12 protein-coding genes are annotated in these 16177 nt (G+C 62.2%); 5 read left to right on the top strand and 7 right to left on the bottom strand.

The window, feature by feature from the left end; all coding sequences use genetic code 11:
• Positions 1–443 precede the first annotated feature (443 nt).
• Genes ROSERS_RS13635 through ROSERS_RS13620 form a run of 4 tightly spaced genes read left to right on the top strand, consistent with a single transcriptional unit; the run spans position 444 to position 4103 of the window.
• Positions 444–1469, top strand: coding sequence for a gluconeogenesis factor YvcK family protein (locus ROSERS_RS13635; RefSeq protein ID WP_011957363.1), 1026 nt, complete (start codon positions 444–446; stop codon positions 1467–1469).
• Complete coding sequence (locus ROSERS_RS13630) at positions 1462–2562, top strand: aminopeptidase (RefSeq protein ID WP_011957362.1); 1101 nt, start codon at positions 1462–1464, stop codon at positions 2560–2562. Before ROSERS_RS13635 ends, ROSERS_RS13630 begins: the two co-directional genes overlap by 8 nt.
• An 8-nt stretch (positions 2563–2570) precedes the next feature.
• Positions 2571–3806 (top strand): lycopene beta cyclase, encoded by a 1236-nt coding sequence (gene crtL, locus ROSERS_RS13625; protein WP_041335414.1) that lies wholly within the window; start codon positions 2571–2573, stop codon positions 3804–3806.
• Positions 3807–3821: 15 nt separating this feature from the next.
• Complete coding sequence (locus tag ROSERS_RS13620) at positions 3822–4103, top strand: DUF507 family protein (RefSeq protein WP_011957360.1); 282 nt, start codon at positions 3822–3824, stop codon at positions 4101–4103.
• Here ROSERS_RS13620 and ROSERS_RS13615 read toward each other — a convergent pair whose 3' ends face one another.
• Complete coding sequence (locus ROSERS_RS13615) at positions 4104–6605, bottom strand: transglycosylase SLT domain-containing protein (protein WP_011957359.1); 2502 nt, start codon at positions 6603–6605, stop codon at positions 4104–4106.
• Between the two features lie 29 nt (positions 6606–6634).
• Positions 6635–7408: a Uma2 family endonuclease gene (locus ROSERS_RS13610; protein WP_011957358.1), complete on the bottom strand. Its 774-nt coding sequence runs from the start codon at positions 7406–7408 to the stop codon at positions 6635–6637.
• A gap of 107 nt (positions 7409–7515) precedes the next feature.
• Here ROSERS_RS13610 and ROSERS_RS13605 point away from each other — a divergent pair, with 107 nt between their 5' ends.
• Entirely contained in the window at positions 7516–8415 is a 900-nt protein-coding gene (locus ROSERS_RS13605) for an RluA family pseudouridine synthase (protein ID WP_011957357.1), read from the top strand.
• Positions 8416–8418: 3 nt separating this feature from the next.
• On the opposite strand, the gene ROSERS_RS13600 is transcribed toward ROSERS_RS13605, so the two are convergent.
• From ROSERS_RS13600 to ROSERS_RS13580, 5 genes are all read right to left on the bottom strand, one after another.
• Entirely contained in the window at positions 8419–9756 is a 1338-nt protein-coding gene (locus ROSERS_RS13600; protein ID WP_011957356.1) for a serine hydrolase domain-containing protein, read from the bottom strand.
• 16 nt (positions 9757–9772) lie between these two features.
• Complete coding sequence (locus ROSERS_RS13595) at positions 9773–11038, bottom strand: glycosyltransferase (protein WP_011957355.1); 1266 nt, start codon at positions 11036–11038, stop codon at positions 9773–9775.
• 185 nt (positions 11039–11223) lie between these two features.
• A complete protein-coding gene (locus tag ROSERS_RS13590) occupies positions 11224–12204 on the bottom strand; it encodes a zinc-dependent alcohol dehydrogenase family protein (protein WP_011957354.1) in 981 nt (326 codons plus the stop codon).
• A gap of 80 nt (positions 12205–12284) precedes the next feature.
• Positions 12285–13352 carry an STAS domain-containing protein gene (locus ROSERS_RS13585; protein WP_011957353.1) on the bottom strand — a complete coding sequence of 356 codons (1068 nt, stop codon included), beginning with the start codon at positions 13350–13352 and terminating at the stop codon, positions 12285–12287.
• 14 nt (positions 13353–13366) lie between these two features.
• Positions 13367–16156, bottom strand: a complete 2790-nt coding sequence (locus ROSERS_RS13580) for a hypothetical protein (protein ID WP_011957352.1) — start codon at positions 16154–16156, stop codon at positions 13367–13369.
• Positions 16157–16177 lie beyond the last annotated feature (21 nt).

The raw sequence follows: 16177 nt of genomic DNA, 5'->3' as shown, positions 1-16177 counted from the left end.
CCAGGGGCTGATGGTCTTCGCAGAAATAATCCGCTCCAGCCCGCGCAGGCGGGCTTTGCATTCCATAGCCGAGGGCTTATGGTCTTTGAGTAAATAATCCGCTACAGCCCGCGCAGGCGGGCTTCGCCTTGGCTAGCCGAGGGCTTCAGCCCCACGGCTAGCGCGGGATAGCGGAATAAATTCTCAATCGCCATCAGCCCCACGGCTCGCACGGTATAGCGGATTCAATCTCCATGAGCCCGACGTCCAGCGCTCCTCTCGGCTATCAGCTATCGCTTATCGGCTATTCATTCAGCCCAACGGCAAGAGGCGCATACCGGGTTAAAAATATCAGCACACGATCAAAGCCACGCTCTTGATTTGCACCTGCCACACCTGTTCTGTATAATGCCCCGTGCGTGCCTGTTATCTCGCCGTAAACAGCGTTTGCCGCACGATCCAGCATGGATCCCTGTTCATTTGACATAAAAATTGATGTCGTTGCAATTGGCGGCGGCGGCGGCGCAACCCACGTATTACGTGCAGTTGCGCCGTTCGCTGCATCGCGCACGGCGATCATCGCCGTGACCGATACCGGTCGTTCCACCGGGCTGGCGCGACAGATCGGCGCAATGCCCGCTCCCGGCGATCTGCGCGCGACGATCGCAGCGTTCGCCAGCGATCAGGTCATGGCGGAGACGCTGAACCACCGCTTCGATGGCGCCGGTGTTCCTGCGCTCGCAGGAATGGCGTTCGGCAATCTGCTGATCGCTGCGCTGACCCGTGTCACCGGCGACTTTGCCGTAGCCGTTGAGCATACCGCGCGTCTGGCAGGGGCGTCGGTGCATGTGCTGCCGGTCAGTGTCGCCAACACCACGTTGTGCGCCGAACTGATCGATGGCACATACGTGACAGGGGAGTTCGAGGTGCGCGCGCCGGGTAAATCTCCGCTTGCCCGCCTGTTCCTGCACGAACCGGCGAATGCCTATCCCCCGGCGCTCGATGCGATCCGCTCCGCCGATCTGGTGGTGATCGGACCCGGCAGTTTATGGACGTCGGTGCTTGCCTGTTTGCAGTTTGGCGGTGTGGTGGAAGCGCTGGCGCATTGTCGCGGGACGGTGGCGTATGTCTGCAATTCGACGACGCAGCCGGGGCAGACCGATGGCTACCGCTGTATTGACCATGTGCAGCGGATCGTCACAACGCTGGGTCCGGGTGTGCTCGATGTGGCGCTGATCAACCGCAGCAACCCGGATGCGGATGCGCTTCGTCCGTATGAGGAGGAAGGGCTTCATCTGCTGCGCCCCGATGAAGATGAAATCGCCGCCGTTCGCGCATTGGGGGTGATGCCGCTGGTGCGGGAATTGACCGGCTATGTCGAACCACGACGTGCGTTGTGGAACAAGCAGGATACCATTCGCTACGATACCGGTGCGCTGGGTGTGGCGCTCCACGAGGTTGTCATGATGAAAGGCAAAACCAATGGCTGATCCGCGTGTCGAAAAGATGGCTCAGGTGCTGGTGCACTACTCGCTGGCGATCAAGCCGGGCGACCTGTTTCGCATTATTGCGCCGCCAGCTGCCGCACCGCTGGTGCGCGCATTGTACAGAGAAGCCCTGCTCGCTGGCGCCCATCCCTATCTGGCATTGACTCTCGAAGAAACGGAAGAATTGCTCTTCCGATACGGCTCCGAAGCGCAGATCCGGTTCGTTTCGCCCCTCATGCGGCAGGAGATTGAAGAGATCAATGCAACCATCCGAATCATGGCGAGCGATAACACCCGTGCACTTTCCGGGATCGATCCGAACAAAATCGCGCTGCGTCGTCAGGCATTGAGTGACATCCAGAAGCGTACCATGCAACGTTCTGCTGAAGGGACGCTCAACTGGTGCGTGACGTTGTTTCCAACCAATGCGGCAGCGCAGGATGCCGATATGTCGCTGAGCGATTTTGAGGATTTTGTCTACCGCGCCTGCAAACTGCACTACGATGACCCGGTTGCCGAATGGCGCAAAACAGCCGCTGAGCAGCAGCGGATTGCCGATCTGCTCAACGAGTGCAGTGTTATCCGCCTTGTTGCGCCCGATACCGACCTGACCTATCGCGTTGCCGGGCGCACCTGGATCAATTGCGCGGGCGATCGTAACTTTCCCGATGGCGAGGTCTTCTCCAGTTGCGATGAAACCGCGACCCAGGGGTATATTCGCTACAGTTTCCCGGCTATCTATGCCGGGCGCGAGGTTGAAGACATTCGTCTGTGGTTTGAGAACGGCAGGGTCGTCAAGGCGACTGCGGCGAAGGGCGAGGATCTGTTGCACTCGCTATTGAACATGGATGAGGGAGCGCGGCGACTGGGCGAAGTGGCTTTTGGCACGAATTATGATATTACCCGCTTTAGCCGGAATATTCTGTTCGATGAAAAGATCGGCGGCACAGTCCACCTTGCGCTCGGTGCAGGGTACCCGGAAACCGGGTCACAGAACGTATCGGCGCTTCACTGGGACATGATCTGCGATATGCGCCAGGGGGAGGCGTATGCCGATGGACGCCTGATCTACAAAGATGGGAAGTTTTTGATTTGAGCATGACTATGCATGATGTTCTCGTCGTCGGCGCCGGTCCGACCGGCATGGCAATCGCTGCTGCGCTCAGCGCCACAGGACTGCGCGTGGCGGGGCTTGCGGCGGCGCCGCCGACGAAACCATGGCAGAATACCTACGGCGTGTGGCTCGATGAATTGCCGACGCCGGAATTGCGCGACACGCTGGGGCATCGCTGGTCGGATGTTGTGGTGTGCGTCGGCGAGCGCACCATTGCCCTTGATCGTGCGTATGGGTTGTTCGACAACCCGCGCTTGCAGCAGTACCTCCTCGACCAATGCGAGCGCCACGGTGTCACGTGGTCTGCCGGGATTGCGGCGCGCGTCGAGCATCAGGCGACGCATTCCCTGGTGACCACGCGTGATGGGCGTGTTGTTGCGGCACGGTTGGTGGTGGATGCCAGCGGTCATTCACCGGCGCTGCTGCGTCGCCCTGCAACATCGCACGTGGCGCGTCAGGCGGCGTATGGCATCGTCGGTGTCTTCTCCGCCCCGCCGATTCAGCCGAATCGAATGGTGCTGATGGACTACCGCGCTGATCATCTGACCGCTGAGGAACGGCGTGAGCCGCCAACCTTTTTGTACGCCATGGATCTGGGGGACGGACAATTTTTTGTTGAGGAAACGTCGCTGGCGCATGTGCCCGGCTTACCGCTCACCACGCTCGAACAACGGTTGCAGCGCCGGTTGACCGCCAGAGGTGTGACGGTGCAGCAGGTTGTGCATATCGAGCGGTGTCTGTTCCCGATGAATAATCCGTTACCGTACCTCGATCAGCCGATGATCGGGTTTGGCGGTGCAGCGAGTATGGTGCATCCCCCGTCGGGGTATATGGTCGGCAAGGCGCTGCGCCGTGCCCCTGAGGTTGCGCAGGCGATTGCTCGCGCATTAGGCGCAGCGGACGCTACCCCGCGCAGCGCTGCCCGTGCCGGATGGCGGGCGCTCTGGTCACCGGCGCGCCTGCGTCGCAGGCAGTTGTACCTGTTCGGGCTGGCGAGCCTGATGCGCTGCGACAGCGCAACAATCCAGGAATTTTTCGCTCTTTTTTTCAGTCTGCCGCGTCACGAATGGATGGGGTATCTATCGGACACGTTGAGCACTGTCGAGTTAGCGCGCACGATGCTGCGTCTGTTCATCCGCGCGCCCGGAAATGTGCGCCGAACCCTGATGGCGGCTGCGGGCGCAGAACATGCGCTGCTGCGCCGTGCGGCACTTGGTCAGGCTTGAAGCGGAGGAGTTCAGATGAAACTTTCGCCTGCGAAAATCGAACAGTTGTCGGCGTCGCTTGTTGACTATCTGGCAGAGGTGGACGGCGTGATGTTCCGAGGTGACGACAGCCAGTTGCGCTTGGCAGTGGAGCAGATCATCACCGATGAACTGCTGGTCGAAGAACGCCTCGACGCCGAGATCCATAAGATGCTCCAGGCGCACAAATACGAGATTACGATGGGTCGTCTGAGTTACGACGAACTGTTCAAGAAGACCAAACAGCGCCTGGTGCGCGAACGCAAACTGGTGTTGTAATCATTCCCCGTCCCAGCGGTACAGACGCCGGTAAACATCGTACTGGGCGATTACCGACTTGACATAATTTCTCGTCTCCTCGAAGTCGATCCGCTCGGCGAACAGATCGGGATCGGTGATCGGCGCGCCGCCCGACCAGCGTCGCGCGTTGCCGGGTCCGCCATTGTACGCGGCAAGCGCTCCCTCGATACTTCCATTCATCGCTGTCATCTGGCGACTGAGATAGAACGCGCCAAAACGAATGCTCAGATCAGGGCGATAGAGATCTGTTTCGCGGAATCCAGTTACTCCAAGCGCCTGGGCGATACCCTGACCGGTTGCAGGCATCACCTGCGCCAGACCGCGCGCTCCCGCCCATGAGGTCGCCGCCGGGTCGAAGGCGCTCTCCTGACGCAACAACGCATACATGAGAGCGGGATCGACGCCAAACTCTCGTGATCGTGTCAGCACCGTCGCTGTGAATGGAACCGGATAGAGGATGCGCCGCAGCGCAAGCGGTGCGTCTGACGCTGCGCCGCCAGGAGACAGACGGATGAGGCGGTTGGCAGCGCGCAGTGTAACGCTGGCAGCGCCCTGCTCATGCGCATAGCGCGCCAGCAGGTAGAGCGCATATGGGTTGTCATTGCGTATTGCCAGCGCCGCCGACCATTCCGCCATCGCCTCGACGCGCAGACGAAGCGCGTCGAGTTCGCGCGCGCGCCGGATTGTGGGGTCATCAGCCGGATTGGTTGTGTCGGGCGGCGGTTCGCCAGCCCATGTGGCAAGCCACTCCTCGATGGAACGCCAGTCATCCGCACTCATCGGGTCATCAGGCGCAATCGCGCCCGTTTCCCGACGATTGAGCAATACGCGGGCGCGTGCAGCGAAGTAGGAATCGGGTGCAGACGCAATTACCTGATCCAGCAATGCGCGCCCTTCTTCCCCGTTGCCCGCGGCAAGCGCTGCACGCCCTGCCCAGTACCGCGCTCGCAGCGCCGCTGCGCCTGTGGCGGCGGCAGCCAGTTCGTCCCACACCTGGCGCGCCTGCACCGCCTGACCAGACACGAACAGATGCAGCCCGCCCGCAAACCAGGCTTCCTGTGCCAGCGGCAGAGACGGATACCGCCGACCCAGGTCGATACGCTGCTGCGCCGCCGCTTCTCCATCACCGAGTCGGTCGAGCAACGCCGCAGCGCGACGCAACGCCTCTGGAGCGCGGGAATCATTGGGGAATGTCGCGGCAAAATCACGGTACCCCTGAATTGCCGCTTCGGTGGCGCCACTCTGCCCGACCGTCTGAATCCGGTCGAGGCGCGCCTGAATGCCAGCGTCGCTTTCGCCAGCTGCAGCAATTGCGGCATCAAACCCTGTCAGTGCTGCGGGAAAATCTCCCAGACCACGCAGCGCCAGGGCCCGTCGTCGGAGCAGATCGGCGCGCTGTGAGTCGTCCGCCGTGGCGAGTGCGGCATCGAGCGCAGCAACTGCGTCAGACCAGCGGCTATGCGCCTCGTAGACGCGGGCTGCCAGATCAGGCGGGATGGCAATCTCAGGATCAGTGCGGAGCCGATCCACCATCGCCAGGGACACCGGCAACCCCGGCGCGCGTGTGAGACCCTCGAACAGCCAGGATCGCGCTGTCGCCAGGTCTCCCTGGCTGCGCGGCAGATCGGCGAGTTCGATCAGCAGGCGGGCGCGGTATGCCGGTTGCTCCGCCAGCGTTAGCAGTTCGTTTGCCAGCTGCAACGCACCATCGATCTGTCTCAGGTCACGGCGTACCTGAATTGCCGCCTCATATGCCGCAGCGCGCTGACTGCGCGCAAGATCGCTGCGCGCAACCGCCTCATAGTTCGCGGCAGCGGCGTCGAGGCGACCAACGGCGCGTTCCTGAGCGGCCTGTCGCAGGCGAGCATATGTCTCAGCAGGTGTGGCGAAGGAGCGGAACTGCTCATACGCCGCGATTGCCGCAGCGTGCGAACCGGCTTCTTCATGCCCGCGCGCAATCCAGAACCATGCCCGTGCTGTCAGATCGTCCTGGATTCCGTCGGCAACAAACGCATTCAGCGCTTCGACAGCCGATGTCCAGCGTTCGCGGAGGGCAAAACTTTCTGCCAGGTAGAAGCGCGCGGCACGTCCCGTCGGCGTTCCCCGCGCGGCATTGGCAGCTGCAAAGAACGCCTCAGCAGCCGCATCGTAGTCGCCGGCTTCGCGTCGCTCCAGCCCACGCGCAAGCAGCTCATCGGGCGAGGCGACAGAGGAAGACGAACCTCCGGGGAGAGCGGGTGGCGAATCAGGTTGCGGTGTTCCCGGCGCCTCCGGCGATGCCATGTCGGGACGCGACTGCAGCGAAGTGGACAGGGAGGCATCGGGAGGAGACGGAACGTTTGTTTCGGTTTCCGGCGTACCTTGAGTTCCAACCGGCGTTACCGCTTCGATCAGGGAAGGAGACGGAACGTTTGTTGCAGTTTCCGGCGTACAGGCGATAAGCGACAGTGCGATCACCAGCACGCTCCAAAGACAACGCATGGCTCCATTGTACCACAGGAAACGGGGTATCAGGCGCGCTCTTCGCCGCGCAAGCGGCGGAGTTCGGCTTCGAGCGCAGCAATACGTTGTTCGGCTGCGATGCGTGCTGCGGTTTCGGCGTTGAGCGCGGCCCGAAGGTCAGGGTAATCGCCGATTGGTTTGCCGGAAGCGTCGTAGCACATCACCGCCTGTTCCTGTACACCGAGCCAGATCTGGAGCGGCTCGATCCACAACCGCCCCTGCGCGTCGGGCGACAGCACGCCGTAGACGGTCGGCGTCCGCCGGTAGCCGAGCAGACGCGGCGCGACCTGCCCGCGCCGCTGTACCACGTCCACAATCACGTAGAACTCAACCCCGGCAAGGTCATACTCGTCGAGTTTGACCATCAGGTCGATGGCGCGCGTTTCGGGGGAAGTGACTTCGATAATCAGCGTGGGACGTACCCCCTCGACAGCGACATCGAAGGTGCTCCAGTTTTTGGATTCCCGCACGCCGAAGATCACCGCCAGGTCGGGACCGTGCGCCTTCAGGTCGGGAACGTCCCAGGCGATGCGCACATCGTGCAGCACGACGGCGCCGGGGATGCTGGCGAGCACGCCGCGCAGGACATTGTACAGATACGCGCAGATGCGCTGATGCAGGTCGCTGTGGGTCACCTGGTCGCCCTCCTGGGGATGTGCGACATCTTCCAGCGTCAGGGGGATCTGTTCGAACGTCACCGTGCCATCGGGCGCGACGCGCTCGACATAGCGCCAGCCGTAGGGGAAGCGATCGGTCGTCGGCGTTTCGGTTACAGTCGTCATGGCATACGCTCCGGGTGCAGGCAACATGGTCATTATAGGACACATGTGTCAAAACGGCAAGGTCGGGAAAGCAGTAGAATATGTTCGTCTGGATTCGGTTCTGAGCCATGCCGTTAACGATACCGACAACCTCTCCCGGCGCATTGCTGTGCGATGCACTCACGGCTGCACTCGGCGACGCAACGGAAGCCTTGTGGCTGATCGCGCGCGGCGGCGTGTGGGTCGATGGCGTGCGTGTGCGCGATCCGGGCATGCGTCTGCCTGCGGACGCAACCATTGTGGTTCAGCGCCCCCCTGATGGGATCTACCGCGAACCGGTCGTGACCCCGGAGATGATCCTGTACGAAGACGACGACCTGATTGCGCTCAACAAACCGATAGACACCTACGTTGAGGCGACGCCCTGGGATGCGGAGGGGCATCTGCGCGCAGCACTGGCGCGATTCCTTGCGCTGCGCAATGGCACTGCACCGCCGCTGCACCTGGCGCACCGCCTGGATCGGGACACCTCCGGAGTCCTGTTGATCTCGAAAACGCCCGATGTCAATGCGGCGCTGCAACGCGTGTTTCGGGATGGAGCGGCGCACAAGACATACCTGGCGATCTGCGCCGGTTTGCCTTCTTTCGATGAGATCGAGATTGAAACCGGGCATGGACGGGGGCGTGGCGGCATGTTCCGGGTGTTCCCGCCCGAAGCGATCGGGCGCACGCTCCCGCAGGGCGGAACGGTTAAATCGATGCGCACACGCTTTCGTGTTGTTCGACGGTTGGACGATGCCGCGCTGGTACGCGCCTGGCCCCTCACCGGGCGTACACACCAGATCCGGTTGCACCTTGCCTTCCTGGGTCATCCGCTTATCGGCGACAGCAAATATGGCGGTCTGTCCATCTGGCGCGGCACCCCGGCGTTCCACCACCACCTGCACGCCGAACGCCTGGAATTGCCACATCCGCAGAGCGGCGCACCGCTGGTCATTGTGGCGCCAGCGCCGGAATGGGCGCAGTGACTATCATCGCGTTCGGGTTGGAGAAGGTGTTGGCGGCGGCGGGAACATGCGCGATGCGATAGAGTTGGCGATCCCTTCGACGTTGGCGTACTCCATGTTCGCCAGCACAATAATCGTCGCGCGGTCGTCGGGGTAGCGGGCAAAGAACGTTGCGACGCCGGTCATATTACCGGGGTGGCTGATTCGTCGGCGTCCATTGATCACTTCGATCTTCCAGCCGAACCCATAATCGCGCAGTGCCGGGGTAAACATCTGATCCAGTTGATCGCGCGCAAGCGCCTCATTCGTGTAGAGCGCCTGATCCCAGCGGAAAAGGTCGCCAACCGTCGAGTACAGCCCTCCGGCTGCGTAGAGCGTTGAGGCGTCGAGGAAGCCGGATTTCCTGCCTGGAACGACGTATCCCTGCGCGCCGTCAGCAATCGCGCCCCGACTGGTATCGTAACCGGTGGCAGTCATGCCAAGCGGCAGGAAGAAGCGCTGGTGCAGGTAATCGGCATACGCCATGCCCGACGCGCGCTCAATGATCAGTCCCAGCAGCACATAGTTCGAGTTGCAGTAATCGTAGAGCGTTCCGGGCGCAAAGGCGAGCGGAAAGGTGCGAAACCGCTTAACCAGTTCCTGCGGCGTCGCCGGGTGCATCTCGGTCGGCTCGAAACTGGCAAAATCGGTGTAATCGACCAGACCGGACGTATGGGTCAGCAGGTGACGGATCGTCAGCGGTTTCCAGGCATCGGGGCAATTGTCCAGGTAGACGCAGATTGCATCATCCACAGTCAGTTTGCCATCCTGCTGCAACGCCAGAATTGCAGCGGCAGTAAACTGTTTGGTGATCGACGCCAGGCGGAAGCGCGTGTACACGGTGTTCGGAACGTTCTCATCGGCATTGCCATAGCCGCGCGCAATCACCACCTTCCCGTCCTGCGCGACAAGCACCGCCCCCTGAAACTGCCCGCTGGCGGTGAGTCCGGTCAGGTACGCATCGATCTCACGCCCAAGCGGATCGAGCGGTGGTGCGCCAGGCGCAGAACCCGGCATCAACGTTGGCGTAGGAATTGGTGTGGCAATGGGTATTGCTGACGGCAGCGGAGTCGGCGACGGCTGCGGCGCTTTCGTGGCAACCATCCTTGGATCAGAGACGATCGCCGCAGCCGGGAGCGGCGTTGGCGCCGCTTCAGACGCCTGCCGGAGTCTGAGCGGCAGAAGCGGCGCGCTACAGGTCGCAAGCGTCACCAGCAGCGCGCCGGCTATGATCAGCACGACGCGCAGTATCGGCGGCGTGACGCGCCGCGCATGATGCCGCCGTCGGCGGCGATGACGTGGTTGGAGACGAACCGGTTGCACTGGCTTGAAAGATACGCTACCCTGCCCGCGCCTGACGGTCGCGCTGCTGCAACAGGTCGCGGTAGATGCCGAGAATGTCACACGCAATATGCTCCCAACCGAACCGCAGCGCCCGTTCCCGTGCCGCAGCGCCCATCGTTGCGCGCTCGTCGTCATTCAGCAGCAGGCGCTCAAGGTGTCGCGCGAGGGTCGGCGGGTCGGAAGGCGGGGTCAGCAGACCGCTGACGCCATCTTCGACGATAAACGCCGGACCGCCTGCACTCGTTGCTATCACCGGCTTGCCGCATGCCAGCGCTTCGAGCGCCGCCATCCCGAATGACTCGTAATGAGACGGCATGGTAACGACATCGGCAGCCGCGTAGTAGAGCGGCAGGCGTTCCTGCGGCTGCGCGCCGGCGAATCGCACAACATTGGCGATCCCAAGCCGCTGCCGGATGGCGTCCAGGCGCCGCTGCTCGGCGTTCCAGTGCGCCCGTTCCTCCTCGCTGCCCCCACCGACGATCAATGCCGTCAGCGTGTCGCGCCACTCAGGGTGGCGCTGCACCAGCAGGGCGCTGGCTTCGATCAGCGCATCGATGCCTTTGAGCGGCTCAATACGCGCCACCAGCAGGATGATGCGGTGCGGCGCTGGCGGGAGATCGAGCATTGTGCGCGCCATTGCTGCATCGCGCGGCTGAAAGCGGCGCAGATCAACCCCTGCTGGAACAACACGAATCCTGCCCACATCGGCGGCGTAGTGCCAGACCATCTGCGCCCGGTCGAGCGGAGTGGCTGCCACAATCGCGTCGGCTTCGCGCAGGATACGCTCCTCAACCGCGACCCGCTCGCGGGTTTCACGCTCCTGGTCGCCGCGCGCCACCAGATTTTTCATCGCGCCGAGCGTATGGAACATATGAACGACCGGCGCACCCCAACTACGGCGCAGCGCCAGCGCCGCCTCGCCAGAAACCCAGTAGTGGCTGTGAATGACGTCGTAGTGCAGGTCTTCACCGTCGGCGAAGCAGCGCACCCGCCCGATGAACTCCGGCAGATAGTCCAGCAGGCGGTTTTTATCGCAGGGCGCCGGTGGACCGGCGCGCACATGGATCAGGCGCACGCCCCGATCGATCTGAACGACCGTCGGTGCGTCGTGCGCCTGGGCGCGGGTGAATATATCGACGGCTATGCCGCGACGTCCGAACTCGCGGCTCAATTCGCGGACATAGACGTTCATGCCGCCCGCCTCTTTGCCGCCGAGACGCGCGAGGGGGCTGCTATGAACGCTCAACATTGCGATGCGCATGAAATTTCTCCAGAAAAGGTTGCCCTGCAGGACGATTGATTGTGCGTATGGTCATCGAATGTGACATAAGGAAGGGACGCGGCGCCCGCATCCCTTCTTCGCATCAGTGCGAGGTTGTCCCTGGTATTATACGTTCAAATGATCGTCGGTGTATGCACGGCGTTGGTGAAACGCCGCATATTCGATCATCCCACCAGCAACACCTTGCCGGGGCGGGTCTTGCGCTCGGCTTCACGTACCGCTTCCCGCACGTCGGCAAGGTCGTACTCCGCCACGATCGGGGTGCTGAGCGTCCCGTCGCCGATCAGTCGAAACAGGGTATCGAAGAGACTCTGCACCTGCGACGGTGTTGCGCTCTGGAACCAGTGCGTGAGCCACCATCCGCGGATGGTGGCGCTGCGGAAGAGGAGCATGCCCGGATGGATCGTCAGCGATTCGCCTGCAATTGCGCCATAAACCAGCATTGTGCCGCCTGCACCGAGTGACGCCGCCAGGCGCGCCCCGCTTGCGCCGCCAACCGAGTCGAGCGCGTAGCGCACCCCTTTCCCGCCTGTCAGCGCATGCACCCGCGCTACAACATTCTCATCCTGCTCACAGATGACTTCGTCCGCTCCCATGGCGCGCAACTCGTCGATGACCTCGCGTCGCCGCACAACATTGATCGTGCGGAAGTTGAGGCGTTGTCCCAACTGGATAACATGCCGCCCAACCACGGAACTGGCAGCGTTCTGCAACACCCATTCGCCGGGTTCGACGCGCAACGTCTCAGTCAACATCAGCCAGGCGGTCGCCGGGTTGACGAACGCCGTCGCCGCCTGACGGTCGCCGATCGGCTCAGGAACCGGGATCGCCCTGGCTGCCGGGACGACGACATACTCCTGCCACAGACCAGAGGCGCCCATAGGGATGACCAGTTGCCCGATGGTGCGGTCGGTCACTCCTTCGCCCACACCAACAATGACGCCGGCGCCTTCAAAGCCGGGAACTGCGGGCAATCGCGGCAACGCACCGTACAATCCGCGAATAACGAACAGATCGGAGGGGTTGATCGGGCGCACCTGCACCCGTACCAATACCTGCCCCGGACCGGGCTGCGGCGCAGGGATGTTTTCAACAGTCAGAACATCGGCGGGTTCGCCAAAGGAAGCGAAACGAACGGCGCGCATGGCTGTCTTCTCCTGAAATGCTGGCGTGCAAGCGACACTAGTGTACCATAGGGTGGTCGAATGTTCTGTTGTGTTATGTTCTATCGCTGCGCCAGAATATCCTGCGGCGAGCGCGCAATTGTAATGTTGTCCATCCGTATCCCAAGCGTCGTCATCGTCTGCGCCGTTGTGGGAGAAATGCCGGTCAGCGCCACATGGCAACCGATCAGTTCGAGCGCCTGAGCAGCGCGAAGCAGACTCTGCGCGACCTGGGTGTCGAATGCGGGCACGCCTGCGATGTCGATAACCATCAGGCGGGCGCGCTCGGCGCTGGCGACGGTGAGCAGACGATGCACGAGCGCCTCGGCGCGCCGGCTATCCAGCTGTCCGACAATTGGCGCCAGCAGGACGCCGCTGGCAAGCGGGACGGTCGGCGTCTCCAGGGTGGTAATCAGGGTGCGCAGCATGTGTTCGGTTTCCTGAAGACGTACCGTCTGACGCTCCAGTTCGGCGGCGCGTTCCTCCGCGAGTCGCGCATTCGCCTCCGCTCGCGCGGCATCGGCGGTCGCGCTGCTCGCCAGTGTGCTGAGACGATTCAGAAGATACATAAAAGGAACTGCCGCAAGACAGGTCATACATACGTAGACTGTAACCGCTCCAATCCAGGACGGCGATGTGTTCAATACGGCTATTTGCGCCGGAGCAGCGTTCAGCGTTCCCCCGACGTAGAACCACCCGACAATACTGAAGCCCGCCAGTGACATTGCCAGTGCGACGATACCGCCGCGTACTCCAAACAGTGCCACTGCCAGAACAACGCTCCCCATCCAGGCGATCCGTCCGCTCCCCAACAAACCATCACTGGCGAGGATGAGGGCGCTCATCGCCATGACAAGTCCGAGCAGCGCAATCGCCCGTACTGTGAAGCCGAGTCGTTTTACCAGGGCGATAACCAGGACAATCGCATATGCAGTCGTATAGGCGACAATCAGGGGTATCGCTTCTGCCCCGCGTGCCATATAATCCGACCAACCGCCACCGATGATCGCCAGCAGACCGACGACGATCAGCACGATCAGCAGACCGTCGAGCATACGGGTCTGCCATTGGCGCAGAAGTCCGGCTGCATCGGGGGTTCCGGTCTGCATCTTGTCGTGTGTGCTCAGCATACATGTTCACTTTCTTAGCGTAAGGCGCGTAACGGAAGGGGCGCCGGTTGCGCATCGCTGATCACGCCGTTGCGTATGGAGAATGTTGCAATCGGCGCAACAGGAGCGCGGGAGCGCCCGGCGGATTTCAGGTACACGATGTAGCGTCCGTCCTCCGCTTTCCCACGGTGGGTCAACCACGGTTCTGTCGGGTCAAGCAGGTCCACACTGAACGTAATCTCGCCGTTGCCGGACGTGACCGCTGGCGGTATGCCTCCAAGCAGATGGATGGGCTTATCGTCGCGGGCGGATGCGCCGCGCACATCCAACACCAGCGCGCCCGCGCCGCCGATGCGTGCAGTGACCAGCAATCGCGTGCCGTCAAAACGACAGTTGGCGGTGATCGCCAGCGATCCTTCCGGCGGCGGCGCGGGCGCGCGCGGGGCTGACAGCACCCGCAACCGCTGGATGCTGAGACGATCCGTCTGACCGATGATCGCCGTCTCCTGGTTGATCGGAACCGGAGCGGCAACCGTCACAGCGCCGGGTGGGACAGTGTATGCTTTGTCGTCGATCATCAGCGTTTGCGTCACCAGGCTGGCGATGTCAAGTTCAATAACGGCTGCGGTCAGCGACGTATGCAACGGGAATACTTTATCATGGATGCGTATCCGGTCTGTTTCGACGGTCACGGTCAATGCAGCAGGATACACCGGATGAAACTGTCCCGCAACCGGTTGCGCCAGGTCGATAGCCGTGCGGAGCCGTGGATCGCGGGCGTACAGCGCCAGACCGTTCGAGCGCCAGCGCACCCCTTCGGTATCGAAGCCGTAGATCAGTGGGTCTTCATCGGCAGCCAGCAACCCGTAGTCGAAAACCTGTCCGGGTTGCGGGATATGCAGCGCGGGGTAGTAGCGTGTCCGTTCAAAACCGTACAGGCGGGCGCCTTCCGCTTCCCAGCGTCGGATCAGACCCAGCGCCAGCACTCCCGGCGTCCGTTCGTCCGACGATACAAAGATTGATGCTCCGCTCATCACGGGTGATGGCAGATCAGCCTGTGGATCGATGGCATAGACCAGCGCGTTACCGACTTCAGCGCGACGCTTCAGCAGTGGTGTGGCGTCTGCCCATGCCAGAAGACGCGCCAGTGTTTCGGGATCGTACTCGTCGCGATGGATCACCAGCGTATCGACGCCGATCAGTGCCAGGTAGCGCAGCGTCTCGTCGTCGGGCAGGCGTTGTACGCGCCGCAGCAGGTCGGTTGTGCCAAACGGAATGATGCCGCTATACCCGGCAACGAGTGGTTTCCAGTGGCGTATCTGGTGAAACTGACGCACGGTGATGCGTTCCAGTTCTGCGCCACGCGGGATGGGACCGACCGGCAACTCCAGCAGAGCGCGCATATCGTGCTGCGCTCCGAGCCAGGCATACACCGGCTTTGGTATGGGAATGGTTGCCAGTGGCAGCGGGAAGGAGGCATGCTCAACAAGTGCGACCGTTCCGATCACTGCCGGAATGATCAATGCCAGACGATGGTTGACCATTGAGCGGAGCCATTGCCCGATGTGAACCAGCGTGAAGCTGGCAAGCAACGCCAGTGCCAGGTGGGTCAACATTGCCCAGCGCGCCGGAACCCGCAGTGCGCCAAAACCGGGGATGCGCTCGTAGAGCGTCGCATATGGCATCGGTATCGGCAACATCTCACCGCCGCGCTCCAGGCGGATGCCGACGCCGAGAGATAACACCCATGCGCAGGAAGCCAGCAACGCCAGGAAGATGACATCCGACGCACCAATCAGATCACGGTCCGCTTCCTTCCCGCTGCCACCCCGCTTCCAGACCGCCAGCGCCAGGCTCGCAATGGCAAGCACGGCAGTTACAAAGCCGGGAAACAGGGCAAACTCACCGCCACTGGCGGCAAACCAGGCGCCTCGCCCCCCATACAGCCAGTTTGTCGGTACGACTGCCAGGTACGCCTGGAGTGGCGCTGACCAGTTATCGAGTTCGCGTAGCGAGCGAACAACCCCCAGATACTCATACACACGGATGTAGGGCAGTGTCACCGGCGCAGCAATGAGCACGGCAAGCGCACCACCCAACGCCAGTCCGCCAATCCGTTGCCAGAAGTCGTGTTGGCGCTGATAGTTCAGCACGTCCCGCAGCCGGACTGTGATGGATAACCCAAGCGCCAGCGCCGCAAAATATGCGTAATAGAGCGCGGTTGCGCACTGAATACCCGCAAACAGTCCAAACAGCGCTGCGTTGCGCCAGCGCCTGTTCCCCGTTTCGGAGTCGCACAACAACCGCCGCAGAAACAGCAGCGCCAGCGGCAGCCAGGCGGTTTGCAGCAGTTGCAGATGAACAACATGCGTTATCCGATACGTGCCAAACGCAAACAGCGCACCCGCAGCAAAAGCGCCGACGATACGCATCCGCATATCGTCCGTGCGCGCCAGCATGTCGCGTGCCAGCAGATAGACGGCCCACCCCGTGAGGGCGTAACTGGTCAGCACCAGGAGATTGTACGCCAGCACAGGACCGCCTGTGATGATCAACGGCAGCGTCATCATCGCCAGCAGGAGATGATGATCGCTGTATGCCAGTGTCTCAGGGTAGGGGAAGAAGATCGGCGCGTGCCAGACGGTGCGTGGGTCGGTGATCAGCGCGTGCGCATCCCAGGCAAGCACCCATGTTTGCAATAATGGATCGAGTCCACTGCCAGTCGCCGTCGTCAGATGGGCGGACAGCGGCCAGGTGAAAACGACCGCCAGCACGAGATATGCCAGCGGAGGACCCAGGGCGTGCACCAGTCGGGCAGTGCTCATCAACCGTCCCGCTGCTGATTC

It is taken from the genome of Roseiflexus sp. RS-1 (assembly GCF_000016665.1).
Classification (GTDB): Bacteria; Chloroflexota; Chloroflexia; order Chloroflexales; family Roseiflexaceae; genus Roseiflexus.
The sequence above is the reverse complement of the archived record's forward strand: the minus strand, read 5'-3'. Positions and strand labels throughout refer to the sequence as shown.